General features: G+C 58.9%; 26 protein-coding genes and 2 pseudogenes. All 28 read left to right on the forward strand.

The window, feature by feature from the left end:
• The first annotated feature begins 7 nt into the window (after positions 1–7).
• Positions 8–1,078 (forward strand): flagellar motor switch protein FliM, encoded by a 1,071-nt coding sequence (fliM, locus tag ACPDZI_RS06405; protein WP_438834214.1) that lies wholly within the window; start codon positions 8–10, stop codon positions 1,076–1,078.
• A 51-nt stretch (positions 1,079–1,129) separates the two neighbouring features.
• Positions 1,130–1,522: a flagellar motor switch protein FliN gene (fliN, locus tag ACPDZI_RS06410; RefSeq protein WP_011705280.1), complete on the forward strand. Its 393-nt coding sequence runs from the start codon at positions 1,130–1,132 to the stop codon at positions 1,520–1,522.
• Complete coding sequence (gene fliO, locus ACPDZI_RS06415; protein WP_017781141.1) at positions 1,519–1,902, forward strand: flagellar biosynthetic protein FliO; 384 nt, start codon at positions 1,519–1,521, stop codon at positions 1,900–1,902. The genes fliN and fliO overlap by 4 nt, the downstream gene beginning before the upstream one ends.
• Positions 1,889–2,668, forward strand: coding sequence for a flagellar type III secretion system pore protein FliP (gene fliP, locus ACPDZI_RS06420; RefSeq protein WP_011705281.1), 780 nt, complete (start codon positions 1,889–1,891; stop codon positions 2,666–2,668). Before fliO ends, fliP begins: the two co-directional genes overlap by 14 nt.
• A gap of 27 nt (positions 2,669–2,695) precedes the next feature.
• On the forward strand, positions 2,696–2,965 hold the full coding sequence (fliQ, locus tag ACPDZI_RS06425) for a flagellar biosynthesis protein FliQ (protein WP_011705282.1): 270 nt from the start codon (positions 2,696–2,698) through the stop codon (positions 2,963–2,965).
• A gap of 67 nt (positions 2,966–3,032) precedes the next feature.
• Entirely contained in the window at positions 3,033–3,824 is a 792-nt protein-coding gene (gene fliR / locus ACPDZI_RS06430) for a flagellar biosynthetic protein FliR (RefSeq protein WP_011705283.1), read from the forward strand.
• A 134-nt stretch (positions 3,825–3,958) separates the two neighbouring features.
• The gene (flhB, locus tag ACPDZI_RS06435) at positions 3,959–5,089 is read left to right on the forward strand and encodes a flagellar biosynthesis protein FlhB (protein WP_060388869.1); all 1,131 of its coding nucleotides are present in this window, start codon (positions 3,959–3,961) and stop codon (positions 5,087–5,089) included.
• 107 nt (positions 5,090–5,196) lie between these two features.
• Positions 5,197–7,298 (forward strand): annotated as a pseudogene (flhA, locus tag ACPDZI_RS06440) (flagellar biosynthesis protein FlhA).
• A gap of 16 nt (positions 7,299–7,314) precedes the next feature.
• The gene (gene flhF, locus ACPDZI_RS06445; RefSeq protein ID WP_268031376.1) at positions 7,315–8,736 is read left to right on the forward strand and encodes a flagellar biosynthesis protein FlhF; all 1,422 of its coding nucleotides are present in this window, start codon (positions 7,315–7,317) and stop codon (positions 8,734–8,736) included.
• A gap of 1 nt (position 8,737) precedes the next feature.
• Entirely contained in the window at positions 8,738–9,613 is an 876-nt protein-coding gene (locus ACPDZI_RS06450) for a MinD/ParA family protein (protein WP_010634619.1), read from the forward strand.
• A complete protein-coding gene (locus ACPDZI_RS06455; protein ID WP_017409955.1) occupies positions 9,606–10,325 on the forward strand; it encodes an RNA polymerase sigma factor FliA in 720 nt (239 codons plus the stop codon). Before ACPDZI_RS06450 ends, ACPDZI_RS06455 begins: the two co-directional genes overlap by 8 nt.
• Before the next feature lie 123 nt (positions 10,326–10,448).
• On the forward strand, positions 10,449–10,820 hold the full coding sequence (gene cheY, locus ACPDZI_RS06460; protein WP_005298814.1) for a chemotaxis response regulator CheY: 372 nt from the start codon (positions 10,449–10,451) through the stop codon (positions 10,818–10,820).
• Positions 10,821–10,832: 12 nt separating this feature from the next.
• Complete coding sequence (locus tag ACPDZI_RS06465; protein ID WP_011705289.1) at positions 10,833–11,573, forward strand: protein phosphatase CheZ; 741 nt, start codon at positions 10,833–10,835, stop codon at positions 11,571–11,573.
• 11 nt (positions 11,574–11,584) lie between these two features.
• The gene (locus ACPDZI_RS06470; protein ID WP_438834215.1) at positions 11,585–13,771 is read left to right on the forward strand and encodes a chemotaxis protein CheA; all 2,187 of its coding nucleotides are present in this window, start codon (positions 11,585–11,587) and stop codon (positions 13,769–13,771) included.
• A gap of 32 nt (positions 13,772–13,803) precedes the next feature.
• Positions 13,804–14,919 carry a protein-glutamate methylesterase/protein-glutamine glutaminase gene (locus ACPDZI_RS06475; protein WP_017409957.1) on the forward strand — a complete coding sequence of 372 codons (1,116 nt, stop codon included), beginning with the start codon at positions 13,804–13,806 and terminating at the stop codon, positions 14,917–14,919.
• A gap of 2 nt (positions 14,920–14,921) precedes the next feature.
• On the forward strand, positions 14,922–15,659 hold the full coding sequence (locus tag ACPDZI_RS06480; protein WP_024943899.1) for a flagellar motor protein: 738 nt from the start codon (positions 14,922–14,924) through the stop codon (positions 15,657–15,659).
• A gap of 2 nt (positions 15,660–15,661) precedes the next feature.
• Positions 15,662–16,588: an OmpA family protein gene (locus ACPDZI_RS06485; RefSeq protein WP_438834216.1), complete on the forward strand. Its 927-nt coding sequence runs from the start codon at positions 15,662–15,664 to the stop codon at positions 16,586–16,588.
• A gap of 4 nt (positions 16,589–16,592) precedes the next feature.
• Positions 16,593–17,387 (forward strand): ParA family protein, encoded by a 795-nt coding sequence (locus tag ACPDZI_RS06490; RefSeq protein WP_139388689.1) that lies wholly within the window; start codon positions 16,593–16,595, stop codon positions 17,385–17,387.
• Positions 17,384–18,256: a chemotaxis protein CheW gene (locus ACPDZI_RS06495; RefSeq protein WP_011705295.1), complete on the forward strand. Its 873-nt coding sequence runs from the start codon at positions 17,384–17,386 to the stop codon at positions 18,254–18,256. Before ACPDZI_RS06490 ends, ACPDZI_RS06495 begins: the two co-directional genes overlap by 4 nt.
• Positions 18,257–18,325: 69 nt before the next feature.
• On the forward strand, positions 18,326–18,814 hold the full coding sequence (locus tag ACPDZI_RS06500; protein ID WP_005298836.1) for a chemotaxis protein CheW: 489 nt from the start codon (positions 18,326–18,328) through the stop codon (positions 18,812–18,814).
• Between the two features lie 18 nt (positions 18,815–18,832).
• Positions 18,833–19,219 carry a DUF2802 domain-containing protein gene (locus ACPDZI_RS06505; RefSeq protein ID WP_011705296.1) on the forward strand — a complete coding sequence of 129 codons (387 nt, stop codon included), beginning with the start codon at positions 18,833–18,835 and terminating at the stop codon, positions 19,217–19,219.
• Between the two features lie 153 nt (positions 19,220–19,372).
• Complete coding sequence (gene ccmA / locus ACPDZI_RS06510; protein ID WP_076361229.1) at positions 19,373–20,008, forward strand: cytochrome c biogenesis heme-transporting ATPase CcmA; 636 nt, start codon at positions 19,373–19,375, stop codon at positions 20,006–20,008.
• 5 nt (positions 20,009–20,013) lie between these two features.
• Positions 20,014–20,681: pseudogene (gene ccmB, locus ACPDZI_RS06515) on the forward strand (heme exporter protein CcmB).
• A gap of 163 nt (positions 20,682–20,844) precedes the next feature.
• Entirely contained in the window at positions 20,845–21,585 is a 741-nt protein-coding gene (locus ACPDZI_RS06520; RefSeq protein ID WP_076361231.1) for a heme ABC transporter permease, read from the forward strand.
• Positions 21,586–21,587: 2 nt separating this feature from the next.
• Complete coding sequence (ccmD, locus tag ACPDZI_RS06525) at positions 21,588–21,794, forward strand: heme exporter protein CcmD (RefSeq protein ID WP_011705300.1); 207 nt, start codon at positions 21,588–21,590, stop codon at positions 21,792–21,794.
• The gene (gene ccmE / locus ACPDZI_RS06530; RefSeq protein WP_011705301.1) at positions 21,791–22,282 is read left to right on the forward strand and encodes a cytochrome c maturation protein CcmE; all 492 of its coding nucleotides are present in this window, start codon (positions 21,791–21,793) and stop codon (positions 22,280–22,282) included. The genes ccmD and ccmE overlap by 4 nt, the downstream gene beginning before the upstream one ends.
• A gap of 82 nt (positions 22,283–22,364) precedes the next feature.
• Positions 22,365–24,320 (forward strand): heme lyase CcmF/NrfE family subunit, encoded by a 1,956-nt coding sequence (locus ACPDZI_RS06535; RefSeq protein ID WP_060388876.1) that lies wholly within the window; start codon positions 22,365–22,367, stop codon positions 24,318–24,320.
• Positions 24,317–24,847: a DsbE family thiol:disulfide interchange protein gene (locus tag ACPDZI_RS06540; RefSeq protein WP_005298853.1), complete on the forward strand. Its 531-nt coding sequence runs from the start codon at positions 24,317–24,319 to the stop codon at positions 24,845–24,847. Before ACPDZI_RS06535 ends, ACPDZI_RS06540 begins: the two co-directional genes overlap by 4 nt.
• Positions 24,848–24,856 lie beyond the last annotated feature (9 nt).

Here is a 24,856-nt window from a genome sequence, read left to right on the forward strand (position 1 = left end):
GTGAAGCGTGAGCGATCTGTTAAGTCAGGACGAAATTGATGCCCTCTTGCACGGGGTCGATGATGTCGAAGAGGAAGAGATAGGTGCGGCGGGAGATCCCGGCGTTGCCCAGTTCGACTTCTCCTCCCAGGACCGCATCGTCCGTGGTCGCATGCCGACCCTGGAGCTGGTGAACGAGCGTTTCGCCCGCCACATGCGGATCAGCCTGTTCAACATGATGCGCCGCACCGCCGAGGTCTCCATCAACGGCGTGCAGATGCTCAAGTTCGGCGAGTACGTGCATACCCTGTTCGTGCCGACCAGCCTCAACATGGTGCGCTTCCGCCCGCTCAAGGGGACGGCGCTCATCACCATGGAGGCGCGACTGGTCTTCATCCTGGTGGAGAACTTCTTCGGTGGTGACGGCCGCTACCACGCCAAGATTGAGGGGCGCGAGTTCACTCCCACCGAGCGGCGCATCATCCAGATGCTGCTCAAGCTGGTGTTCGAGGATTACAAGGACGCCTGGGCGCCGGTGATGGACGTGGGCTTCGAGTACCTCGACTCCGAGGTAAACCCGGCCATGGCCAACATCGTCAGCCCCACCGAGGTGATCGTGGTCAGCTCGTTCCACATCGAGCTGGATGGCGGTGGCGGTGACTTCCATGTGGCCATGCCCTACTCCATGCTGGAGCCCATCCGCGAGCTGCTGGATGCTGGTGTGCAGAGCGACAAGGGCGACACCGACGTGCGCTGGAGCAAGGCGCTGCGCGACGAGATCATGGAAGTCAAGGTGGAGCTGCGAGCCAAGTTGCTGGAGACCGAGCTCACCCTGCGCGAGCTGATGGAGCTGCAACCCGGCGACATCATCCCGGTAGATATGCCGGAGAACCTGCTGGTGTTCGTGGAGGACTTGCCGACTTTCCATGCCAAGATGGGGCGGACCAAGGACAATGTGGCGCTCAAAATCACCGACAAACTCAAGCGCCCGGAAGGGGTCAAGACCGAGATGCATCTGGTGACCCGGGGCGGTGTACGCATCGATGGCGAGGCCGAGCTGGAAGAGCTCGAGCGCAGCATCGAAGATCAACAACGATAAACGGCGATCTGCGCTGGCAGGCCGTCAAGAAAGCAGCATAAGGAATTCAAGATGAGCGGAACTGATGAAGAGGATCTGATGGCGGATGCCTGGGCTGCCGCGCTGGAAGAGCAGGTGACTGCCGAAGCCAAACCCGCTCCCCTCGAAGAGCTCAAGGATGATGCCCCCATCAGTGCCGAGGAGCGGCGCAAGCTGGATACCATTCTGGATATTCCGGTGACCATCGCCATGGAAGTGGGCCGCAGCCAGATCAGCATCCGCAACCTGCTGCAGCTCAACCAGGGCTCGGTGGTGGAGCTGGATCGGGTGGCGGGCGAGCCACTGGACGTACTGGTCAACGGCACCCTGATCGCCCACGGCGAGGTGGTGGTGGTGAACGACAAGTTCGGCATCCGGTTGACCGACGTCATCAGCCAGATTGAACGGATCAAGAAACTCAAATGATCCGCGTCTCCCCATTGCTGCTGTTGTCCTTCCCCGCACTGGCTGAACCCGGTGCGGGTGCCAATCCGCCCAGCCTCACCTCCTGGCTGCTCTCCAGCCTGATGGTCATCGGCCTCATTCTGGTGCTCGGTTTCCTGCTCAAGAAGAGCAAGATTGCCACTGCCATGGGGGGCGGCCAGATGCGGGTCATCGCCAGCCTGCCGGTGGGCTACAAGGAGAAGCTGCTGGTGGTCAAGGTGGGCGAACAGCAGCTGTTGCTTGGGGTGACGCCGCAGCAGGTCAACTTTCTCTATCGTCTGGAAGAGCCGCTGGACGAGAGCCAGCCCCAGGCGTTCTCCCAGCAGCTTGGCAAATTGATGGGCAAGCATGAAAAAAGCTAACGGCTCACGGCCGCACGGTGGGCTGCTGGTCGGCCTGTTATCCCTCCTGATCCTCTGCTCGCCGCTGGCGCTGGCCCAGGACGGCATGTCGGCAGTCACCATCAAGACCATGGCGGACGGCAGCCAGGAATACAGCCTGACCCTGCAGGTGCTGGCGCTGATGACGGCGCTCTCCTTCCTGCCGGCCATCGTCATCATGATGACCTCCTTTACCCGCATTATCATTGTGCTCGGCATTCTGCGCCAGGCCATCGGCCTGCAGCAGAGCCCCTCCAACCAGGTGTTGATCGGCATTGCCCTGTTCATGTCGTTCTTCATCATGTCGCCGGTGCTGGATCGCATCAACAACGAGGCGCTGCAACCCTATCTGGCCGAGACCATCCAGGCCAAGGAGGCGCTGGAGAAGGCCGAGCTGCCCATCCACCAGTTCATGCTGGCCCAGACCCGGATCAAGGATCTCAACACCTTCATGGAGATAGCGAACGTGCAGGTGGACAAGCCCGCCGACGTGCCGCTGCGGGTGTTGATCCCGGCGTTTGTCACCAGCGAGCTCAAGACCGCGTTCCAGATAGGCTTCATGCTGTTTCTGCCGTTCCTGGTGATAGACCTGGTGGTGGCCAGTATCCTGATGGCGATGGGGATGATGATGTTGTCGCCGATGCTGGTCTCCCTGCCATTCAAGCTGATGTTGTTCGTCATGGTGGATGGCTGGAATCTTATCCTGGGATCCCTGGCCAACAGCTTCGGGCTGGGTGCCGGTGGTTAAGGGCGAGCAACGCAAGGAGCGAACGGCATGAGTCCTGAAACCTTTATCGACGTGTTTCGCGAGGCGCTCTGGCTGGTCACCATCATGGTGTGTGCCGTGATCCTGCCGAGCCTCTGCGTCGGTTTGCTGGTGGCCATCTTCCAGGCGGCCACCTCCATCAACGAACAGACCTTGAGCTTTCTGCCCCGTCTCATCGTCACCCTGTTTGCACTGGGGGCGGGGGCGCACTGGGGCTTGCAGAGTCTGATGGACTTCTTCCTGCTGATGGTGAGCCAAATTCCGGAGGTGGTGGGATGAGGGGCCCGCTCGATCAGAGCGGCCTTCTGTGCCCGTTGCTGGCCTCGCTGGTCCACAAGGTGCCGGGATGACCTACACAACTGCTCTCATCATGGAGTGGTTGTCTTCCATCGTCTGGCCATTGGCGCGGGTGAGCGGGCTGCTGATGGTGATGGCGGTGTTTGGAAGCCGCCTGACACCGGCTCGCGTGCGCATCAGCCTGGCGCTGGCGCTGACACTGATGATTGCCCCTTTGCTCCCCCCCATGCCCAAGATCGAGCTGTTCTCGGTCGGCAGTTTTCTGGTGCTGGGCCAGCAGTTGCTCATCGGGGTCGCGCTCGGCCTCATGACCCAGTTCCTGATGGAGAGCTTCGTGATGGCCGGCCAGATCATCGCCATGCAGACCAGCCTGGGTTTTGCCACCCTGGTGGACCCCATGAACGGCCAGTCGGCGCCGGTGGTGGGCCAGTTCTACCTGATGCTGGCGACATTGGTGTTTCTGGCGGTGGATGGTCACCTCATCATGCTGCGCATGGTGGTGCTGAGCTTTGATACCCTGCCGGTCTCGGACAGCGGCCTCAGCCTGCCCTCCATTCGCGATCTGATCGGTTTTCTCGGGGTCATGTATCAGGCCTCGCTGGTGATGGCGCTCTCCGCCATCGTCGCCCTGCTGCTCATCAACTTTGCCTTCGGCGTCATGACCCGTGCCGCACCCCAGCTCAACATCTTCAGCATCGGCTTTGCGGTCAGCATGATGTCGGGCCTGCTGATCCTCTGGTTGACCATAGGTGGTTTCCTCGGCCATTTCGACAGCATGTGGGAGCGGGTGCAGGAGACCAGTTGCACCCTCATCGGCACCCAGTGTCTGGGGGGCCAGTAAGATGCCGGCGGCAGGTTGGGGGCTCCATTGCGCGGAGCGGACTGTCTGGGTTTGCCCTATTGGCTGCGTGCGACTCAACAACGGCGCTCAGGCGGCTTTGATGCCTGATTGCCTCGACCTGTACGGGGGTCAGCATGGCTGATACCGATCAGGAACGTACCGAACAACCCACGGGCAAACGACTGCAACAAGCCCGGGAAAAAGGGCAGATTGCACGATCCAAGGAGCTGGGTACCGCCAGCGTCCTGCTGGCGGCCGTGTTTGGCCTGCTGATGGTCAAGGAGAGCCTGGCCGGCGCCATGGTCAAGGTGCTCACCATGGGCTTTACCCTGGATCGGGAGCAGGCGTTCGATCCCAATGCCATGATGACCATGTTGCCGGCCCTGCTGCGTGAGCTGCTGCACCCACTCGGTCTGCTGTTCATGCTGGTGGCCATCGCCGCCTTCGTCGGCAATACCCTGATGGGGGGGATGAACTTCTCCTCCGAGGCCATGCTGCCCAAGTGGAGCAAGCTGAGCCCGCTCAACGGCATCAAGCGGATGTTCGGGGTACAATCCCTGGTCGAGCTGGTCAAGTCCATCGCCAAGGTGGTGTTCATCTCCCTGTTCGCCTGGTGGATGCTCTCCAGCCAGTTCAACCATCTGCTCAATCTCTCCCTCGAGGGCTACCCGGGCGGCATCATAGACGCGCTGGATCTGCTGTTGTGGATGCTGATCATTCTCTGCTGCGCCCTCATTCCCATCGTGGCCATCGACGTGCCGTTCCAGCAGTGGAACCACATGCGCCAGCTCAAGATGACCAAGCAGGAGGTCAAGGATGAGTTCAAGGACAGCGAAGGCAAACCCGAGGTGAAGGGGCGGATCCGCCGCTTGCAGATGGAGATGGCGATGCGCCGCATGATGGGGGATGTGCCCAAGGCGGACGTGGTGATCACCAACCCGACGCACTACTCGGTGGCACTCAAGTACGATACCGCCAAGCCGGGCAGCGCGCCCAAGGTAGTGGCCAAGGGCACCGATGAAATCGCGATGAAGATCAGAGAGATAGCCAGGGAGTACGAGATCCCGGTGATGCCGTCCCCGGCGTTGACCCGCGCCATCTTCCACGCCACCGAGATTGGTCACGAGATCCCGGAAGGGCTGTTTGCCGCCGTGGCCCAGGTGCTGGCCTATGTCTATCAGCTCAAGAAGTTCCGCCGTGGCCGTGGTCGCCGTCCCAATCCGCTGGCCAAGGATCTGCCCATTCCAACCGAATTCCGCAAATGACAAACTTCTGACACAGTCAAAATAAAATCATTATATTTCAATATCTTGTATTATTGGCTTGATGTTTGCTTTAATCTGGCATCAGCGGTTTGAGATTGAGAAAAACGATGAAACTCCAGGCATCATTGGGCCGAATCAAAGAGTACAAGTGGCTGTTGACCAAGGGCCTTGGGACGCCGCTGCTGGTGCTGGCCTCTCTTGGCATGGTGGTGCTGCCCATTCCGCCGCTGATGCTGGATATCCTGTTTTCCTTCAACATCGCGCTCTCCATCGTGGTACTGCTGGTGGCCGTCTACACCCGCCGCCCGCTCGAATTTGCCGCCTTCCCGACCGTGCTGCTGATCGCGACCCTGCTGCGGCTGGCGCTCAACGTCGCCTCTACCCGGGTGGTGCTGCTGGAAGGCCACAACGGCAGTGCGGCGGCCGGCCACGTGATCGAAGCCTTCGGCAATGTGGTGATCGGCGGCAACTACACGGTCGGCATCATCGTCTTCATGATCCTGATGATCATCAACTTCGTGGTGGTCACCAAGGGTGCAGGCCGGATCTCAGAAGTCAGCGCCCGCTTTACCCTGGATGCCATGCCCGGTAAACAGATGGCCATCGATGCGGACTTGAACGCCGGCCTCATCAATCAGGAAGAGGCCAAGAAGCGCCGCCAGGACGTGACCCAGGAAGCCGACTTCTACGGCTCCATGGACGGTGCCTCGAAATTCGTGAAAGGGGATGCGGTGGCGGGGATCATGATCCTCTTCATCAACATCCTGGGCGGTTTCATTATCGGCATGGTGCAGCACCAGCTCACCTTCGGCGAAGCGGCCCAGATCTATACCCTGCTCGCCATCGGTGACGGTCTGGTGGCCCAGATCCCGTCGCTGCTGCTCTCCATTGCTGCCGCCATCATAGTGACCCGCCAGAACACGGATCAGGACATGGGCACCGCAGTGCTGGGGCAGTTGTTCGACAATCCCAAAGCCCTGGTCATCTCGGCCGGTATCCTGCTGATGATGGGCAGCGTGCCCGGCATGCCCCATCTGGCGTTCCTGAGTCTGGGGGCCATCGCCGCCGCCGGTGCCTGGTGGCTGCTGCGCCGCGAGAAACAGCTGGCGGCCAAGGCGGCCAAGGGCGAGCTGATGCCGGCGAGCACGGAGCAGACCCACGAGCAGAAAGACCTGAGCTGGGACGACGTGATGCCGGTGGACATCATCGGGCTGGAGGTGGGCTATCAACTCATCCCGCTGGTGGATCGCAACCAAGGTGGGGAGCTGCTCAACCGGATCAAGGGAGTGCGCAAGAAGCTCTCCCAGGAGCTGGGTTTTCTGGTGCCTGCGGTGCATATCCGCGACAACCTGGATCTCGCCCCGAACCAATATCGCATCACCTTGATGGGAGTCAGTACCGGCGAGGCCAATGTTTACCATGATAAGGAAATGGCCATCAATCCGGGCCAGGTGTTCGGCCAGATCCAGGGGGTTGCGACCCGGGATCCCGCTTTCGGGCTGGAGGCGGTGTGGGTTGCCAAGGAGCAGGTCTCCCAGGCGCAGACCCTTGGTTACACGGTGGTGGATACCGCGACCGTGGTGGCCACTCACCTGAGCCAGATCCTCTCCAACCATGCCGCCTTGCTGCTGGGCCATGACGAAGTACAACAGTTGCTCGACATGATTGGGAAGCACCAGAACAAGCTGGTGGAAGGGTTGGTTCCTGAGGTCATCACCATGGGTAACCTGGTGAAGGTATTGCAGAATTTGCTCAATGAAGGCGTGCCAATCCGCGATATGCGCACTATCCTGCAGACCCTGGTGGAATATGCCCCGCGCAGCCAGGATCCGGAAGTGCTGACGGCGGCCTGCCGTATCGCCCTGCGCCGGCTGATCGTGCAGGAGATTGCCGGCCCGGATCCCGAACTGCCGGTGATCACCTTGGCACCGGAATTGGAACGTATATTGCATCAATCCCTGCAGGCAGGGGGTGGTGATGGCGCCGGCATCGAGCCGGGTCTGGCGGAGCGGATGCAACGCTCGCTGGTGGAAGCCACTCAACGACAAGAACTGGAAGGCCAACCGGCGTGCTTCTGACATCAGGGATACTGCGCAATACCCTGGCGAAATTTGTCAAGAATGCCATTCCTGGATTGCGCGTTCTGTCTTATCAGGAAGTGCCTGATGACAAGCAAATCCGCATCGTCAGTGCGGTAGGGCAGAACTAGTTAGCGGAGATGACGGGTGAAGATTAAGCGGTTTTTTGCCAAGGACATGCGAACGGCTCTGGCCGAGGTCAAGGAGACTCTCGGGCCCGATGCCGTCATCATGTCCAACAAGAAGGTCACCGGTGGGGTGGAGATAGTCGCCGCTGTCGATTATCAATCCCAGGTTCCGGGACCCAAAGATGCGCCGGTTCGCCGTCAGTTGAACGATGAGAGCGTCAATATCTCGTCTGCCGGACGGCAGATGACCCGCCCTGCACCGAGTCCGGCCCAGGAGCAGAACGAACATTATGCCGACACCCTGGCCGCCTTGCTGGCTCGCCAGCAGAAGTTGAACCCGGCCCAGAATGGTCAGGCGGGCCTGAACGGCGCCCCGTCGGCCGCTGCCAGCGGCGCGCCCCGTACTCTGGCCGAGCAGGGGCAGTGGGGGGCCGCTCCCGAGCCCGCCAAACCGAAGGCGAGAGCCGCCGCGCCCGGCCGTGCTCCCCAATCCCCCCAGCGGGATCAGGAGATGGAGGGAATGCGCAAGGAGATGGCCAGCATCCGCAAGCTGCTGGAGCACCAGATCTCCGGTCTGATGTGGCAGGAGGTGGAGCGTCGCGAGCCGATGCGTGCCCTGCTCATCAAGGAGCTCAAGAAGATAGGGTTTGACGATGCCTTTGCCGATCAGTTGGCCGGCCTTATCCCCGAGGATATGTCCATTCATCAAGCTATGGCCCAGTTGGCCGAGGTGTTGACGGCCCAGCTCAAGATCAGTGAAGACGAAATTCTGCGGCAGGGTGGGGCGGTTGCCCTGCTCGGGCCGACCGGGGTGGGCAAGACTACCACTATTGCCAAGCTGGCGGCGCGGTTTGCCATGAAGTATGGCGCCGAGCAGGTGGCGCTCATCACCACCGACAACTACCGGATCGGTGCCCATGAGCAGTTGCAAACCTATGGTCGCATCATGGGCTGCCCGGTGCGGCAGGTGCGGGATGCCGAGGAGCTGGCCAATGCGCTTTATCAGTTCCGCCACCGCCGGCTGGTGCTCATCGATACCGCCGGGGTAGGGCAGCGCGATATCCGGCTGACCGAGCAGCTCGATACTCTGGTCAAGAATGCCAAGGTACGCATCCGCAGCTACCTGGTGATGTCGGCCACTTCCCAGCGTCGGGTGATGCAGGAAGCGGTGGACCATTTCCGGCGTATTCCATTGAGCGGCTGCATACTTACCAAATTGGATGAGAGTCTGAATCTGGGCGAAGTGATTAACGTGTGTATCCAGAATGCGCTGCCCATCAGCTATATCACTGATGGACAAAGGGTTCCGGAAGATATTCAGGTCGCCAATGCGGCACAGCTCGTCGGAGCTGCCATGGGCTCGCTGGAGCGGGAAACAGAAGAACCCTATTTCTGGGGCACAGGCTTTGGCGAGGCCGAAGATTCGGAGTTTTATGAGTAACATGTATATGGATCAGGCGAGTGGTCTGCGCAAAATGCGTCAAAACAATCGAGTAAAAGTGATCGCCGTGTCTGGTGGCAAGGGTGGCGTCGGCAAGACCAACGTGACCCTGAACGTGGCGGGAGCCATGGCCGCCCAGGGCAAACGGGTGATGGTACTGGACGCCGACCTTGGCCTGGCCAACGTGGACGTCATGCTGGGGCTGCGGGTGCATCGCAACCTGTCCCACGTGTTGGCCGGCGAATGCACCATCGACGACATCATCGTCGAGGGCCCGTACGGCATGATGATAGTGCCGGCCACCTCGGGTACCCAGTCCATGGTCGAGCTCTCGCCGGTGCAACACGCCGAGCTTATCCGCGCTTTTAGCGAGATGAAGACCCAGGTCGACATCCTGCTGGTGGATACGGCGGCCGGCATCTCCGACATGGTGCTGAGCTTCACCCGTGCGGCCCAGGACATCATGGTGGTGGTGTGCGATGAACCGACCTCCATCACGGATGCCTACGCCCTCATCAAGATCCTCTCCAAGGAGCACGGCGTCTTCCGCTTCAAGGTGGTGGCCAACATGGTTCGCTCCTTGCGTGAAGGGCAGGAACTCTATGCCAAGCTGACCCGGGTCACCGATCGTTTCCTGGATACCTCGCTGGAGCTGGTTGCCTGCGTCCCCTATGACACCAATTTGCGAGCCGCCGTGCGCAAGCAAAAGCTTATTGTCGAAGCCTTCCCCAAGTCACCGGCCGCGCTGGCGTTCAGAGCGCTGGCCAACAAGGCGGCAAGCTGGCCCATTCCTAACCAACCCGGTGGTCATCTCGAATTTTTCCTGGAAAATTTGCTGCAAAAGCCGGTCATAGCACAGGAAGGTTCCCGTGAATAAAGCCCAAGCGTACTTGCGTCATCAGGATTCCTATGTGCTGGTCGAGCGTCATGCTCCGCTGGTGAAACGGATCGCCCAGCATTTGTTGGCTCGCCTGCCAAGCAGTGTCTTGCTGGATGACCTGATCCAGGCAGGTATGATTGGATTGCTCGAAGCCTCCCGCAATTTTGACGGCAGCAAGGGGGCGAGCTTTGAAACCTACGCCGGGATCCGCATCCGCGGTTCCATGCTCGACGAGATCCGGCGCGGTGACTGGGTGCCGCGTTCGGTACACCGCAACAGCCGCACCATCGCCGAAGCCATCGAAAATGTTGAACAAGCCCATGGCCGTGATGCTCGCGATAGCGAAGTCGCCGCCCAGATGGGGGTCAGCCTTGGTGAGTATCACGCCATGCTGCAGGATGTCTCCTGCGGCAAGATCATCGGCATCGAAGATCTTGGCGTCAGCGAGGATGTCATCGGTCATCCCGATGACGAGCCGGGCAGCAATGGGTTTGATGAACTGGCCGCCGAGCGTTTTCAAGGGGCGCTGGCCGAACACATCGGCCGCTTGCCGGAGCGGGAAGCGCTGGTGCTCTCCCTTTACTACGATGAAGAACTGAACTTGCGTGAAATAGGCGAGGTATTGAACGTCAGCGAGTCTCGCGTGAGCCAGATACACAGTCAGGCGATGCACAGATTACGCGCGCGTTTAAGAGATTGGCATGTATAAGTGTTTGTACTGGCTACACTGAAACAAAACTCTAAGGCATAATCCGCAAAACAAAACCTGCGATCTGCATCATGTAAGTGAGCCGCTCTGGCGGCTATTTAGGAGGGAATTTTGGACAAGAACATGAAAATCCTCATTGTTGACGATTTTTCAACGATGCGCCGGATTATCAAGAACTTGCTGCGTGACTTGGGATTCAACAATACCCACGAAGCAGACGATGGCAACACGGCCTTGCCAATGTTGAAAAATGGTGATTTTCAATTTGTCGTGACCGACTGGAACATGCCTGGCATGCAAGGCATCGACCTGCTCAAGGCTATTCGCGTCGATGACAAACTCAAACACCTGCCGGTACTGATGGTGACTGCCGAAGCGAAACGCGAGCAGATCATTGAAGCTGCCCAGGCGGGCGTCAATGGTTATATCGTCAAGCCTTTCACTGCTGCAACGCTCAAAGAGAAACTCGACAAAATCTTTGAACGAATCGGCTAAGGAGCAGCAGGGATGAAGGCCAAAACGAGTGCAATGATTTCGCTCGATCAGGCAAGGATGCTTGTTGCCCATCTTGAGCAAGGTGAATTTGAACAGGCCGACACTCTCATTGCCGATGCGTGTGCCCCCAATGCGGCGGCCCTGTTTGACAAAGTGGGTCAGTTGACCCGACAACTACATGATTCCCTACAAGATTTTCGGCTAGATCCCCGGATCCCCGATCTGGCCACCCACGAAATCCCCGATGCGCGGGAGCGACTCAGTTATGTCATCGACATGACGGACAAGGCTGCCAATCGCACCATGGATGCCGTGGAAGCCAGTCTACCGATTGCCGATCGACTAAATGACAATATTCAGCTTGTTCTGCCCAACTGGAATGCCCTGATGAGCAGAGAGATGAGTGTTGGGCAGTTCAAGTCTTTATGTCACCAACTGGATGATTTCATTAAGGCTTCTGAATCTGATGCCGATAAATTACGGCAACTGCTGACAGAAATCCTGATGGCGCAAGATTTTCAGGATTTGACCGGCCAGATGATCCGCAAGGTCATCAAGTTGGTTCAGGAAGTTGAAACTAAATTAATAGAAATGCTGACTATGTTTGGTGAGGCATCTGCTGAGCATTCTTCTCGCAGCCTTCCTGTAAGCGGGATTGAAGCTGAAGGCCCCATCATGAACCCTGAGACTCGTTCCGATGTGGTCAATGGTCAGGATGATGTGGACGATCTGCTGTCTAGCCTGGGATTTTAATGGAGTGACGCATGGCCTTCGAAGTTGATGAAGACATACTGCAAGACTTTTTGGTCGAAGCATCCGAAATATTGGAACAGTTGTCTGAACAACTGGTCGACTTGGAAAAGCGACCCGATGACAAGAATCTGTTGAATGCCATATTTCGCGGCTTCCATACCGTCAAAGGCGGTGCCGGCTTTCTCTCGCTGACCGAGTTGGTGGATGTTTGTCACGGTGCTGAAAACGTGTTCGATATCTTGCGCAATGGCAAGCGGACCGTTACTGCCGAGTTGATGGATGTCATTTTGCAGGCGCTGGATGCCATCAATGTGATGTTTGCCCAAGTGCAGAATCGCGAACCGCCAAGCCCGGCTTCCGCTGAAATCCTGCACGACCTGCATGAGCTCTGCAAGCCTGAAGGGGAAGAGCAGCTGTTGACCGCCTCTGTGGGTGGCAATGTGGCGTCCGAAGAGATGGCTCCTGCCATTGAGGAGGTGGTCGAGGTGGCCGCAGCCATCCCGGAACCTATCGCCGATCCTGTCCCCGCGTCTTCCGTCGTCAGCGGTGGGGGTTCCATTGATGAGATCTCTGCCGATGAGTTCGAACGCCTGCTCGATGAACTGCATGGGGTGGGAGGTGCTCCGACTGCTGCCGCCAGCCCTGTGGTGGCAAGTTCCGGAGATATTACCGACGATGAGTTCGAGGCCCTGCTTGATCAGTTGCATGGTCAGGGCCAACATGGCGGAGCCCCCGAAAGCAATCCATTGAAATCAGTACAAAAAGAAGTCGATGAACTTATCGATGATGATGAATTCGAGCGTCTGCTGGATGAACTGCACGGTCGTGGCCAGGGGCCGCAAACCAGTATTACGCCACCACCAGCCACGCCTGTGCAGGCCGCAGTAGTACCCTCTGCCACCACGCCAGCTCCGGCAGCCAAGCCTGCCCCGGCCGCCGCCAAACCGGCTGCTGCACCGGCAAAACCGGCACCAGCCCCTGCGCCAGCCAAGCAACCGGCCCCTGCTCCTGCAGACAACGCAGTACAAAGCGATACCACTGTACGGGTTGATACCAAGACGCTGGACGTCATCATGAACATGGTGGGTGAGCTGGTATTGGTGCGCAACCGTCTGGTCAGCCTTGGTATTGCCAGCAACGATGAAGACATGTCAAAAGCGGTTGCCAACCTGGATGTGGTGACGGCAGATCTGCAGGGTGCGGTCATGAAAACCCGCATGCAGCCCATCAAGAAAGTGTTTGGTCGCTTCCCGCGCGTCGTTCGTGATCTGGCTCGAACCCTCAAGAAAGAAATCGAGCTGGTGATGGTGGGGGAAGAGACGGATCTGGACAAGAACCTGGTTGAAGCGCTGGCTGACCCGCTGGTTCACCTGGTGCGCAACTCCTGTGACCATGGGGTTGAAATGCCGGATGTCCGTGAGAAAGCAGGCAAGCCACGGCAGGGTACCATTACCCTGAGTGCTTCCCAGCAGGGCGATCATATCTTGCTGTGCATCGAAGATGATGGTGCTGGTATGGATCCTGAGAAGCTAAAGTCCATCGCTATCAGCCGTGGTGTGCTGGATGCCGATACGGCGGCGCGGATGAGCGACAACGATGCCTACAACCTGATCTTCGCCCCCGGTTTTTCTACCAAGTCCGAGATCTCGGATATCTCCGGCCGTGGTGTCGGGATGGACGTGGTGAAGACCAGTATCGTCAGCCTCAATGGCTCGGTGCATATCGATTCGACCTGGGGCAAGGGCACCCGGCTTGAAATCAAGGTGCCGCTGACCCTGGCCATTCTGCCGACCCTGATGGTGGAAGTGGGTGAGCAGACCTTCGCGCTGCCTCTGGGCTGCGTGAACGAAATTTTCCACTTGGACCTCAAGAAGGCCAACATGGTGGATGGACAGCTCACCATCATAGTGCGCGAAAAAGCCATCCCGCTTTTCTATCTGTACAACTGGCTGGTCAGGGGCAAGCACAAGAAGTCACGGCAGGATACGGGTCATGTGGTCATCGTACAGATTGGCACGCAGCAGATCGGCTTTGTCGTGGATAACCTGATTGGCCAGGAAGAAGTGGTGATCAAGCCGCTGGACAGCCTGTTGCAAGGTACCCCCGGCATGGCGGGAGCCACCATCACCAGCGATGGTGGTATTGCACTCATTCTGGATGTGCCGAGTCTGCTCAAGGCGTATGCCCGTAGACATTGATAGCCCAGGCCCAAGGAGTTAGAAAAATAACAATGGCAGTCAAGGTATTAGTTGTCGACGATTCGAGCTTCTTCCGTCGTCGGGTCAGCGAGATCATCACTCAGGATCCCATGCTGACGGTGATCGATACGGCTCAAAATGGACGCGAGGCCGTGGACAAGGCGATCCAGTTGCGCCCGGATGTGATCACCATGGACATCGAGATGCCCGTGATGGATGGCATCAGCGCCGTACGCGAAATCATGGCCAAGTGTCCGACTCCGATCCTGATGTTCTCCTCTTTGACCCATGAAGGGGCCAAAGCGACGCTGGATGCGCTGGATGCCGGGGCGCTCGATTTCCTGCCCAAGAAATTTGAAGATATCGCCCGTGACAAGGATGAAGCTGTTCGTCTGTTACAGCAGCGAGTCAAGGAGATTTCTCGAAAGCGTTTCCTGATGGCGGCTCCTGCTCGTCCCAAAGCGCCTGAACCTGCCGCCCGTTCCCCGCTGGGCAGCTCAATCGCCCGGCCGGCAGAGCGTCAGGCCGAGCCGCCGCGCGCCATGCCAGCAGCTGCCTTCAAACGCAGTGGCAAGAGTTATCAGCTGGTGGCCATCGGTACCTCGACGGGTGGCCCGGTTGCGCTGCAGAACGTGTTGACCAAATTACCCGGTGATTTCCCTCATCCCATCTTGTTGATCCAGCATATGCCGGCAACCTTTACCGCCGCGTTTGCCGCTCGACTCAACGGTCTGTGCCAGATCGGAGTCAAGGAAGCGGAAGATGGCGATGTGCTCAAACCTGGCCATGCTTACCTGGCGCCGGGCGGCAAGCAGATGCTGCTGGAAGGGCGTGGTGCGGGTGCCCGCATCCGGATTGTCGATGGCAATGACAAGGTGAATTACAAGCCATGTGTCGACATCACCTTTGCGTCTGCTGCCAAAACCTATGCCGACAAGGTGCTTGCCATCGTGTTGACCGGGATGGGGGCGGATGGTCGGGATGGTGCGCGTTTGCTCAAGGAGCAGGGCTCTACCATCTGGGCACAGGATGAAGCCTCCTGCGTGGTATATGGCATGCCGCAAGCGGTTGCCAAAGCCGGCATCGCCACGGAATCACTGCCGCTTGATCGGGTTGCACAACGAATCCTGGTTGAGCTGGGCCGCTAACGATGGGCATGTTCGGCCTGATCCTGGCACTGGGAGCCATCGCCATTGCCCAGTTATGGCATGGCGGCAACCTGCTTACCCTGCTTGATGGGCCTGCTTTCGTCATCGTGGTGGGTGGAACCTGGGGGGCGGTCATTTTGCAGACGCCACGCAAGTTTCTGCTGGAAGCGATAAGACAGACCCGTTGGATGCTGTTACCTCCCGCCTGGGATCTGGTCGCCCAAGCTGAACGACTGCAAGCCTGGGCCGTGTTTGCACGTCAGCAAGGGTTGCTGGCGCTGGAGAACCAGGCTGATCAGGAGAGTGACGAATTTACCCGGCAGGGGCTCACCATGATAGTGGACGGGGTGTCGATAGATGATATTCGCATGCTGCTCGAAGCGGATATCGACATCGAGCAGGAGCGAAACGAACACTCCGCCAGAGTCTTTGAAGCCATGGGGGGTTACAGTCCGACCATAGGTATCATCGGTGCCGTGATTGGACTTATCCAGGCCATGTTTCATCTGGAAGAACCCGCCTCGCTGGGTGCCGGTATTGCCGTTGCGTTTGTCGCCACTATTTACGGGGTTGGCTTTGCCAACCTGTTATACCTGCCGATTGCCAACCGGTTGCGGGCTTTTCACTATCATTACGCCCTGTTTCAGGAGATGACGCTGGAAGGCTTGATGGCAATCGCCCATGGCGAAAATGGTCCTCAGGTTGAACGGCGGTTGAAGGCTTATCTGAAGGGAGAATAGCCATGCGCAAGCGCTACCGTTTGCATCTGCAAGGTCGGGAACATCTCGATCGCTGGCTGGTTTCCTACGCCGATTACATGACGCTGATCTTTGCCCTGTTCGTGGTGCTCTATTCGGTGGCGCTGGTCAACAAGGACAAGTATCGCGCGGTCATCGATGGCATGACCCAGGCATTCAACGTCATGCAGCCACGCAACGACGGTTTGCTGGAAGGGCAGGGAAAGTCGTTGTTGAACAACGAGGTATCTGCCGCCTCCTCGGTTCTGGAGAGCGCCACAGCCCGCTCACCCTCTTTGGCTCCCATCTCAGGTGTTCCCATCGTGCAAGATGGTATGACTCTTGCGAAGATCGATACGCAATTGCAGGAGAGCATGGGTTCTCTGGTCGATGCCGGGGTAGTCAAGTTGACGCTCAATGACAACTGGTTGACCGTCGAGCTGAGCTCGGGTCTGTTGTTCGGCAGCGGCAGCGCCTTCATGAGTACCAATGCCGATCCCGTGCTAAATACTCTTTCAAGTATTCTGAAGCAGGTCGATAACTATGTAAGAGTGCGCGGTTATACCGATAACCAGCAGATAAATAATGAAATTTTTCGTTCCAACTGGACGTTGTCTGCGGCAAGGGCGGAAGCCGTGCTCACCGCGCTCATCGCCAAAGGGATCGCGCCGCAGCGGTTGGCCTATGAAGCTTACGGGGAGTTTTCTCCCTTCACGGACAACAGTACCGAGCAGGGGCGCTTACAGAATCGCAAGGTGGTGGTCGCTATTTCCAAGTTCGCCTGGGTGCCACCCGTACCGGTATCAACTCCCTCGGTGCAGCCTGTAACGGAGACACCAGTGCCGGCAGTGCAACAGGCGGTCGAGGCAGGAGAGGTCAAGGTGATCACGCTGCCAGGTGGTGGCATACGCATAACAACGAGGCAGGATTGATACAGTGATTGTTTGGACGGTTGCCAACCAAAAGGGTGGGGTCGGTAAAACCACCACAGTGGTCTCGCTGGCCGGTATTCTGGCCCAGCGCGGTCAGCGGGTGCTGTTGATTGACACCGACCCTCATGCCTCCCTGACCTCTTATCTCGATTTTGATTCCGACCGGCTGGATGGCACTCTTTATGAGCTGTTTCAGGCGGTCAAACCAACGGCAGAGCTCGTCAATAAACTGACGCTGCGCACCAAGTTTGACAACATTCATCTGCTGCCCGCGTCAATCACCCTGGCGACCCTGGATCGGGTGATGGGCAATCGGGAAGGGATGGGGCTGGTACTCAAGCGGGCGTTGCTGCGCATTCAGGAGCAGTACGATTATGTGCTGATCGACTGCCCGCCTGTCTTGGGGGTCATGATGGTCAATGCGCTGGCGGCGTGTGACCGGATCCTGGTACCGGTGCAGACCGAGTTTCTGGCGCTCAAAGGGCTGGAGCGGATGATGAAGACGTTTGAAATCATGCAGCGCTCCAAACGGGAGAAGTTCCGTTATACCGTCATTCCCACCATGTTTGACAAGCGAACCCGTGCCTCGCTGATGACTCTGCAGTCCATCAAGGAGCAGCACGGCAATGCGGTATGGAATGCCGTCATACCCATAGATACCAAGTTCCGGGATGCCAGTTTGCTTCACATTCCCCCCTCCATCTATTCGCCGAGCAGCCGTGGCACCTATGCCTATGAGACCCTGCTCAACTATCTTGATGCGCAAGAGCGTCAGCGTGCTCATGAGGTGACATCATGAGAGATACCACCCAAGTTCGGGCCATGGATGATTACTTCCATTCCCTGTTGCTGGATGATGCGCTGCTGCTGGATTCGTCTGACGAGCCCGACTCTGCCCCCGTCATCCAGCTGCAGCGTCAGCCCCAGCCGGTTGCCGATAAGGTGGCGCAACCCTATCTGGAGGCGGATCAACGGCTGGAGCAGTTGAGTGAATTGCTGGCTCAGGTCGGTCAGGTTCAGTTTGAAATCGACGCGCTGAGTCATGAAGAGGTCGTCAGCGAGCCGCTTCAGATTGAGGCCGAGGATGCTCTGCTACCCGTCGAGCCAGTGTGGCCCGAGGTGATGCCTGAGCCTGCAGCTGCGGATCCTGCCACGCTGGTGGTGACAGAGACCGATGTTGCATTGGCGCCGCAGGAGGAGGTTGCACCCTCCACCTGGGAGAATATCGATACCGGCAAGGAGTTTCAGGCGCTGTTCTTTGAGGTCGCAGGTGTCACCTTTGCGGTGCCGTTGACCGAGCTTGGCGGTATTCATCAACTGGGAGAAGTGAACACCCTGTTTGGTCAGCCAGGCTGGTACAAGGGGATCATGACTTCCCGCGAACAGAAGATGAACGTGGTGGACACGGCGCAGTGGGTCATGCCTGGCCAGCATCTGGAAGTGCCCGATTACAAGTATTTGATCATGCTGGGTGAATCTCCCTGGGGACTTGCCTGTCATCATCTGAAGGGAACGGAGTTATTGCATCGTGACCAGGTCAAATGGCGCCATCAGGAGGGCAAACGCCCCTGGCTGGCGGGCATGGTCAAGGAGAAGATGTGTGCCCTGCTGCACGTGAAGGAATTGCTCCTGTTGCTGGAGCGCGGGGTCAACATAGAAGGTCGCTGATAACTTCTGCACTCGGGCTGTTTTATTGCTAGTTTTACCAGTAGACGTTTTCATAAAAGGAATAAAAACATGACAGAAAAGCGCAATATTGCACAGAATCTGGCCGAAGATGAAGTGCTGCAATGGGTCACCTTCCAGCTGGAAAATGAAACCTACGGCATCAACGTGATGCAGGTGCAGGAGGTGCTGCGCTACACCGAGATCGCCCCTGTGCCCGGTGCTCCCGAGTATGTACTGGGCATCATCAACCTGCGCGGCAACGTGGTCACCGTCATCGATACCCGTTCCCGTTTCGGCCTGCCCTCCGGCGATGTGAGTGAAAACTCGCGCATCGTTATCATCGAGGCGGAAAAGCAAGTGATCGGCATCATGGTCGATAGCGTGGCCGAGGTGGTTTATCTGCGCTCCTCCGAGATCGACGCGGCCCCGGCGGTGGGTACCGAAGAGAGTGCCAAGTTCATTCAGGGTGTCAGCAACCGCGATGGTCAGCTGTTGATCCTGGTCGATCTGAACAAGCTGCTCTCCGATGAAGAGTGGGAAGATATCGGTTCCCTCTGATAGGAAGATAATGTGTTGATGATTGAAATTGCCGCCTTGGGGTTGTCCTTGCTGGCGTTGGTGCTGGCCCTGTATGGGGTGATTGGCAGCCGACGTGGCCAGCGAGAGTCCGAGGCCAGGGTGGAGACGCTGCAAGGGCAGCTCGAGAGCCTGCGCAAGCAGATGATGGAGCTGCATACCGGGGCCATCGGCATGGGCCAGCGTCTGCAATCCGTCGAAGGGGCCATGCAGCAGATCAACGATCGCCAGCAGGAGCTGACCCTGCAGGATCCGGAACGGCGCCTGTACAGCCGCGCCGCCAAGATGGTGGAACTCGGTGCCGACCTCGATGAGGTCATGAACGAATGTGAATTGCCTAAGGCCGAGGCTGAACTGTTGATTTCATTGCGAAAAGGCCGCTCATGAATGTTCGGGAAGGCATCCGCCTTCCTGATTTTTTCCCCTCCCTTCAAGGCGGGATCTCCCCCACAAATCCTGCTGATAATTGGCATCTTTGAAAAGACGCTTCCCGATACTGTGTTAATATGCAGGCCGCTTCTTTTCACTGATTACATCCTCATGCTGCTTCAAATTCACAATCTGAGCTGCGTGCGTGAAGATCGCACTCTGTTTGAACATCTCTCCTTTGCGGTGGCTCCTGGTGATCTGGTGCAAATTGAAGGCCCCAACGGGGTAGGGAAGACCAGCCTGCTGCGCTTGCTGACCGGCTTGTCCCAACCACTCGCCGGTGAAGTGTGCTGGAATGGCGAAAATATCCGCAGTTGCCGCGATGAATATCACGCCAATCTGCTCTATCTCGGTCATCAGCCTGGCGTCAAGGCTGCCCTGACACCGCTCGAAAACCTCGCCTTCTACCAGAAACTGCATCATGCGGCCGATACCAGCGTGGATCTGTGGCGGGTGCTGGCCCGGGTCGGTCTGGCCGGGTTTGAAGACAACCCCACCGGTCAGCTCTCTGCCGGCCAGCAGCGCCGTGTCGCGCTTGCTCGCCTGTGGCTCAGTGACAAGCCGGCGCTCTGGATCCTGGATGAGCCGTTCACCGCTATCGACAAGCAGGGGGTGAAGGTGCTGGAGCGGCTGTTCCTGACCCACGCCGAACGAGGGGGCATGGTGATCCTCACCACCCATCAGGACATGACCCTGATGCAGGGACGGTTGAAGACCCTCTCTCTCACGCCCTTGCTGCAGGAGTAGTTCTGATGTTGCGCGCCGTAATGTACCTGATCCACCGCGAGTTGTTGATGGCCCTGCGCCAGCGCTCCGACATCCTCAACCCGCTCTGGTTTTTCCTCATCGTCATCACTTTGTTTCCGTTAGGGATCGGCCCCGAGCCCAAGCTGCTGGCCCGCATCGCTCCCGGCATCATCTGGGTGGCCGCTCTGCTGGCGGCCATGCTGTCGCTGGAGCGGCTGTTTCGCGACGATTTTGGCGATGGTGCGCTGGAGCAGATGATGCTGATGCCCCATCCGCTGGGCTTGCTGGCGCTGGCCAAAGTGATCGCTCACTGGTTGCTGACCGGCCTGCCGCTGCTGCTCATCTCCCCGCTGCTCGCCATTCTGCTGTCACTGGACATGAACACCTATCTGGCGGTGGTCGCCACCCTGGCGCTGGGGACGCCCGTGCTGAGCCTGCTCGGGGCGGTCGGCGTCGCGCTGACGGTCGGTCTGCGCAAGGGGGGGTACTGCTCAGCCTGCTGATCCTGCCGCTCTATATTCCGGTACTGATTTTTGCCACCTCCGCCATCGATGCGGCGGGGATGGGGCTGCCCTATTCGGGGCAGCTGGCGATTCTGGGGGCCATGCTGGCCGGTGCGTTGACCCTGACCCCGCTGGCGGTCTCGGCGGCGCTACGAGTCAGCGTGAATTGACGAAAGCGTCTGAAAAAGTGGCCATGGAAGGGCCGTTATAAAAAATATAATTGAGATAGATCAAGAGGATGGCTGCTTATTGCTTTCGGGGGATGTGATGTTTTCCGGCAGTGGGTATGGTAGGCCTCGCCACGATATTAATAACAGAAAGGTTTTGTGAGCTATGTGGAAATGGTTGCACCCTTACGCTAAACCCGAGCGCGCTTACCAGCTGGCAGGGACCCTGCTGCCCTGGTTTGCAGTGACAAGCCTGCTGGCATTCATCATCGGCACCCTCTGGGGGCTGGCCTTTGCACCTGCGGATTATCAGCAGGGCGACTCCTTCCGGATCATCTACATCCATGTTCCGGCCGCCATTCTCTCCATGGGGGCCTACTCCACCATGGCGGTGGCCGCCTTCATCGGTTTGGTGTGGCAGTTGCGGATGGCGGACATGACGGTGGCCGCGGTCGCGCCGGTCGGCGCCGTGTTCACCTTCATCGCACTGTTTACCGGCGCCGCCTGGGGCAAACCCATGTGGGGCACCTGGTGGGTGTGGGATGCACGACTCACCTCCGAGCTGATCCTGCTGTTCCTCTACCTCGGCGTCATTGCTCTCTACAACGCCTTCAGCGACAAGGTGCTGGCCGGTCGTGCCGCCGGCATCCTGGCGCTGGTGGGGGTGATCAACCTGCCCATCATCCACTACTCGGTGGAGTGGTGGAACACCCTGCACCAGGGCGCCAGCATCACCAAGTTTGACAAGCCTTCCATCTCCCCCGAGATGCTGTGGCCGCTGCTCATCATGATCCTGGCCTTTGCCGCCTTCCTCGGGACCCTCTCCCTGATGCGTTTTCGAAACGAGCTCTTGATGCGGGAGTGGCACCGCCCCTGGGTCAAAGAGATAGCCGAGCAGGAGAAGTAAGCATGCACTTTGCCTCATTCAGTGACTTTCTGGCGATGGGCGGTTACGCCTTCTACGTCTGGCTCTCTTTCGGTCTGACCCTGCTCTGCCTGGTCGGCATCGTCATTTCCACCCGTATGAAAACCCGCGCCCTGCTCGGTGAACTGCGCAACAAGCAGGCGCGTGAGGCCCGCCGCAAGGCGGCCCAGCAGATGGAGAACACCCTATGAACCCGAGACGCAAGAAACGCCTCACCATCATCCTGGCGATCAGTGCCGGGCTTGCCGCGGTGATCGGCCTGGTGCTCTATGCCCTCAGCCAGAACATCGATCTCTTCTATACCCCGAGCGAGCTGGTGGAGGGCAAGGGCCCGGACAAGATCAAGCCGGAAGAGGGACAGCGCCTGCGCATCGGCGGTCTGGTGGTACCGGGTTCGGTACAGCGGGATCCCCAGAGCCTCAAGGTGGCCTTCAAGCTGGTGGACAACGGCGGGCATCTGGTGACCGTCGAGTTTGACGGCATTCTGCCGGATCTGTTCCGCGAGGGGCAGGGCATCGTCGCCCAGGGCACCCTCAAGGATGCAACCACGGTCGCCGCCTTCGAGGTGCTGGCCAAGCACGATGAGAACTACATGCCGCCGGAAGTGGCCGATGCCACCAACGGCATGCACTTCAAGCCGGAATATACCGAGGCGCAGCTGAAGGGGAGCAAGCAATGAGCCCGGCAGCATTTGCACCGTTTTCACCTTTTCAAACCGGTTTACAGGGTCGTGCTGCGGCTCATTTGAAAGGAGTTCAGCCATGATCCCTGAATTGGGACAGTTTTCACTGATCCTGGCCTTCGCCACCGCCTTGTTGCTGGGCAGCTATCCGCTGCTTGGGGCCAAATGGGGGCGCCTTGGCATGATGTCGGCGGCCCGTCCGCTCGCCTATGCCCAGTTCCTGCTGCTGTTGCTGTCGTTCCTGTGCCTGACCTGGGCCTTTATCGACAACGATTTTACCGTGCAGTACGTGGCCACCAACTCCAACAGCTTGCTGCCGCTGGCCTATCGCATCTCTGCGGTGTGGGGCGCCCACGAGGGCTCTCTGCTGCTGTGGGTGCTGACCCTGGGGGGCTGGACTGCGGCCGTCGCCATGTTCAGCCGTCGCCTGCCGCTCGACGCGGTGGCGCGGGTGCTCGGCGTGCTTGGCCTCATCTCGGTCGGCTTTACCGCCTTCGTGCTGTTCACCTCGGATCCTTTCACTCGCACTCTGCCTTACTTCCCGGTGGATGGGCGTGACCTCAACCCGCTGTTGCAGGACCCGGGTCTCATCTTCCACCCGCCCATGCTCTATATGGGCTATGTGGGCTTCTCGGTGGCCTTTGCCTTTGCCATCGCGTCCTTGATGACAGGTCGGCTCGATGCCACCTGGGCGCGCTGGTCGCGTCCCTGGACCATGGCGGCCTGGGTCTTCCTCACCCTGGGTATCGTGCTGGGCTCCTGGTGGGCCTATTACGAGCTCGGCTGGGGCGGCTGGTGGTTCTGGGATCCGGTAGAAAACGCCTCCTTCATGCCCTGGTTGGCGGGTACTGCCCTGCTGCACTCGCTGGCAGTCAGTGAAAAACGTGCCACCTTCAAGGCCTGGACCGTGCTGCTGGCGCTCTCCGCCTTCTCCCTGAGCCTGCTGGGTACCTTCCTGGTGCGCTCCGGCGTGCTGGTGTCGGTGCATGCGTTTGCCTCCGACCCGACCCGTGGCCTGTTCATTCTGGGCTTCCTGCTGGCGGTAATCGGTTCATCCTTGCTGCTGTTTGCCTTCAAGGGTTCCCAGGTGAGAAGCCACGGCAAGCACGAGTTGTGGAGCCGCGAGACCCTGCTGCTGTGCAACAACATCATGTTGGTGGCGGGTCTGCTGACCGTGCTGCTCGGCACCTTGTTGCCGCTGGTGCACAAGGAGCTGGGGCTTGGCAGCATCTCCATCGGAACTCCCTTCTTCAACCACATCTACAGTTGGCTGATCATTCCGTTCGCCCTGTTGCTGGGGGTCGGCCCGCTGTTTCGCTGGCGCCGTCAGGAGCTGGGCGAGCTCAAGGGCAAGGTGGTGCTGGCGCTGGTATTGAGCCTGGCCGCCGCCATTTTGCTGCCGCTGCTGCTGGCCGAGGAGTTCAAGCCCTGGGCTGCGCTCGGTATCGGGCTTGGCGCCTGGATCATCGTGACCAGCGTGCAGGAGACCTGGGTGCGTGCCACCCACAAGCACAGCTTCGCCGTCGGCGTGCGCCGCCTTGGCAATAGCCACTGGGCGATGATCCTGGGCCACGTGGGCCTCGCGGTCAGCATCATCGGCATCGCCTGTACCCAGAACTACAGCATCGAGAAAGATCTGCGGATGCAGGCCGGCGATCGGGTCCAGTTTGCCGACTACGAGTTTGTCTTCACCGGCATCAAGGAGAAGAACGGCCCCAACTACGACGGTTTCAAGGGCGTGCTGGAAGTGCACAAGGACGGCAAGCAGGTCGCCCTGCTCAAGCCGGAGAAACGCATGTACAAGGTGACCCGGATGCCGATGACCGAGGCGGCCATCGATGCCGGCTTCACCCGGGATCTCTACGCGGCGCTCGGCGAGCAGCTCGACAGCGGCGCCTGGGCGGTGCGGATCTACTACAAACCCTTCGTACGCTGGATCTGGTTCGGCGGCGTCTTCATGGCCATCGGCGGCGTGCTGGCGATGCTGGACAAGCGCTACCGTTTCGGTCGCCGTGACGAGGAAGCCAAGGCATGAGCAAGAAGACCTGGTTGTTTCTGATCCCCTTCATCGTGTTTCTGCTGGGGGCCGTGTTTCTGTTCAAGGGGCTCTACTCCGATCCCACCAAGCTCGAGTCCGTGATGGTGGGCAAGGAGGTGCCCGTGTTCACCCTGCAGGACATCTATGACCTCAATAAACAGCATGACAGGAGCATCCTCAAGGGGCGCCCCATGTTGCTCAACGTCTGGGCCACCTGGTGCCCGACCTGCTATGGGGAGCACACCTACCTCAAGCAATTGGCGGGGCAGGGGATCTACATCGTCGGCATGAACTACAAGGATGAACGGGCCAAGGCCATCAACTGGCTGGCGGAGCTCGGCAATCCCTACCAGATCAATCTTTATGATCCCGACGGCATGCTGGGGCTGGATCTGGGGGTCTACGGCGCGCCGGAGACCTTCTTCATCGACAGTCAGGGCATCATTCGCTATCGCCACGTGGGGGACGTCAACCCCGAGGTGTGGGCCAGCACCCTCAAACCCATCTATGACGCCATGAAGTGAGGGAGAGCC

It is taken from the genome of Aeromonas oralensis (assembly GCF_049665575.1).
GTDB classification, from domain to species: domain Bacteria; phylum Pseudomonadota; class Gammaproteobacteria; order Enterobacterales; family Aeromonadaceae; genus Aeromonas; species Aeromonas hydrophila.

Excerpts from the sequence above, each read along its gene's own strand:
- ACPDZI_RS06485 (WP_438834216.1), top strand. The coding sequence starts at position 15,662 with ATGCGCAAGCGCTACCGTTTGCATCTGCAAGGTCGGGAACATCTCGAT.
- ACPDZI_RS06500 (WP_005298836.1), top strand. The coding sequence starts at position 18,326 with ATGACAGAAAAGCGCAATATTGCACAGAATCTGGCCGAAGATGAAGTG.
- ccmD (WP_011705300.1), top strand. The coding sequence starts at position 21,588 with ATGCACTTTGCCTCATTCAGTGACTTTCTGGCGATGGGCGGTTACGCC.
- ACPDZI_RS06465 (WP_011705289.1), top strand. The coding sequence starts at position 10,833 with ATGAAGGCCAAAACGAGTGCAATGATTTCGCTCGATCAGGCAAGGATG.
- ACPDZI_RS06450 (WP_010634619.1), top strand. The coding sequence starts at position 8,738 with ATGTATATGGATCAGGCGAGTGGTCTGCGCAAAATGCGTCAAAACAAT.
- ACPDZI_RS06505 (WP_011705296.1), top strand. The coding sequence starts at position 18,833 with ATGATTGAAATTGCCGCCTTGGGGTTGTCCTTGCTGGCGTTGGTGCTG.
- cheY (WP_005298814.1), top strand. The coding sequence starts at position 10,449 with ATGAAAATCCTCATTGTTGACGATTTTTCAACGATGCGCCGGATTATC.
- ACPDZI_RS06480 (WP_024943899.1), top strand. The coding sequence starts at position 14,922 with ATGGGCATGTTCGGCCTGATCCTGGCACTGGGAGCCATCGCCATTGCC.
- ACPDZI_RS06470 (WP_438834215.1), top strand. The coding sequence starts at position 11,585 with ATGGCCTTCGAAGTTGATGAAGACATACTGCAAGACTTTTTGGTCGAA.
- fliP (WP_011705281.1), top strand. The coding sequence starts at position 1,889 with ATGAAAAAAGCTAACGGCTCACGGCCGCACGGTGGGCTGCTGGTCGGC.
- ACPDZI_RS06540 (WP_005298853.1), top strand. The coding sequence starts at position 24,317 with ATGAGCAAGAAGACCTGGTTGTTTCTGATCCCCTTCATCGTGTTTCTG.
- fliR (WP_011705283.1), top strand. The coding sequence starts at position 3,033 with ATGACCTACACAACTGCTCTCATCATGGAGTGGTTGTCTTCCATCGTC.
- fliN (WP_011705280.1), top strand. The coding sequence starts at position 1,130 with ATGAGCGGAACTGATGAAGAGGATCTGATGGCGGATGCCTGGGCTGCC.
- ACPDZI_RS06495 (WP_011705295.1), top strand. The coding sequence starts at position 17,384 with ATGAGAGATACCACCCAAGTTCGGGCCATGGATGATTACTTCCATTCC.
- ACPDZI_RS06535 (WP_060388876.1), top strand. The coding sequence starts at position 22,365 with ATGATCCCTGAATTGGGACAGTTTTCACTGATCCTGGCCTTCGCCACC.
- ccmA (WP_076361229.1), top strand. The coding sequence starts at position 19,373 with ATGCTGCTTCAAATTCACAATCTGAGCTGCGTGCGTGAAGATCGCACT.
- ccmE (WP_011705301.1), top strand. The coding sequence starts at position 21,791 with ATGAACCCGAGACGCAAGAAACGCCTCACCATCATCCTGGCGATCAGT.
- ACPDZI_RS06475 (WP_017409957.1), top strand. The coding sequence starts at position 13,804 with ATGGCAGTCAAGGTATTAGTTGTCGACGATTCGAGCTTCTTCCGTCGT.
- flhB (WP_060388869.1), top strand. The coding sequence starts at position 3,959 with ATGGCTGATACCGATCAGGAACGTACCGAACAACCCACGGGCAAACGA.
- ACPDZI_RS06520 (WP_076361231.1), top strand. The coding sequence starts at position 20,845 with ATGTGGAAATGGTTGCACCCTTACGCTAAACCCGAGCGCGCTTACCAG.
- fliQ (WP_011705282.1), top strand. The coding sequence starts at position 2,696 with ATGAGTCCTGAAACCTTTATCGACGTGTTTCGCGAGGCGCTCTGGCTG.
- fliO (WP_017781141.1), top strand. The coding sequence starts at position 1,519 with ATGATCCGCGTCTCCCCATTGCTGCTGTTGTCCTTCCCCGCACTGGCT.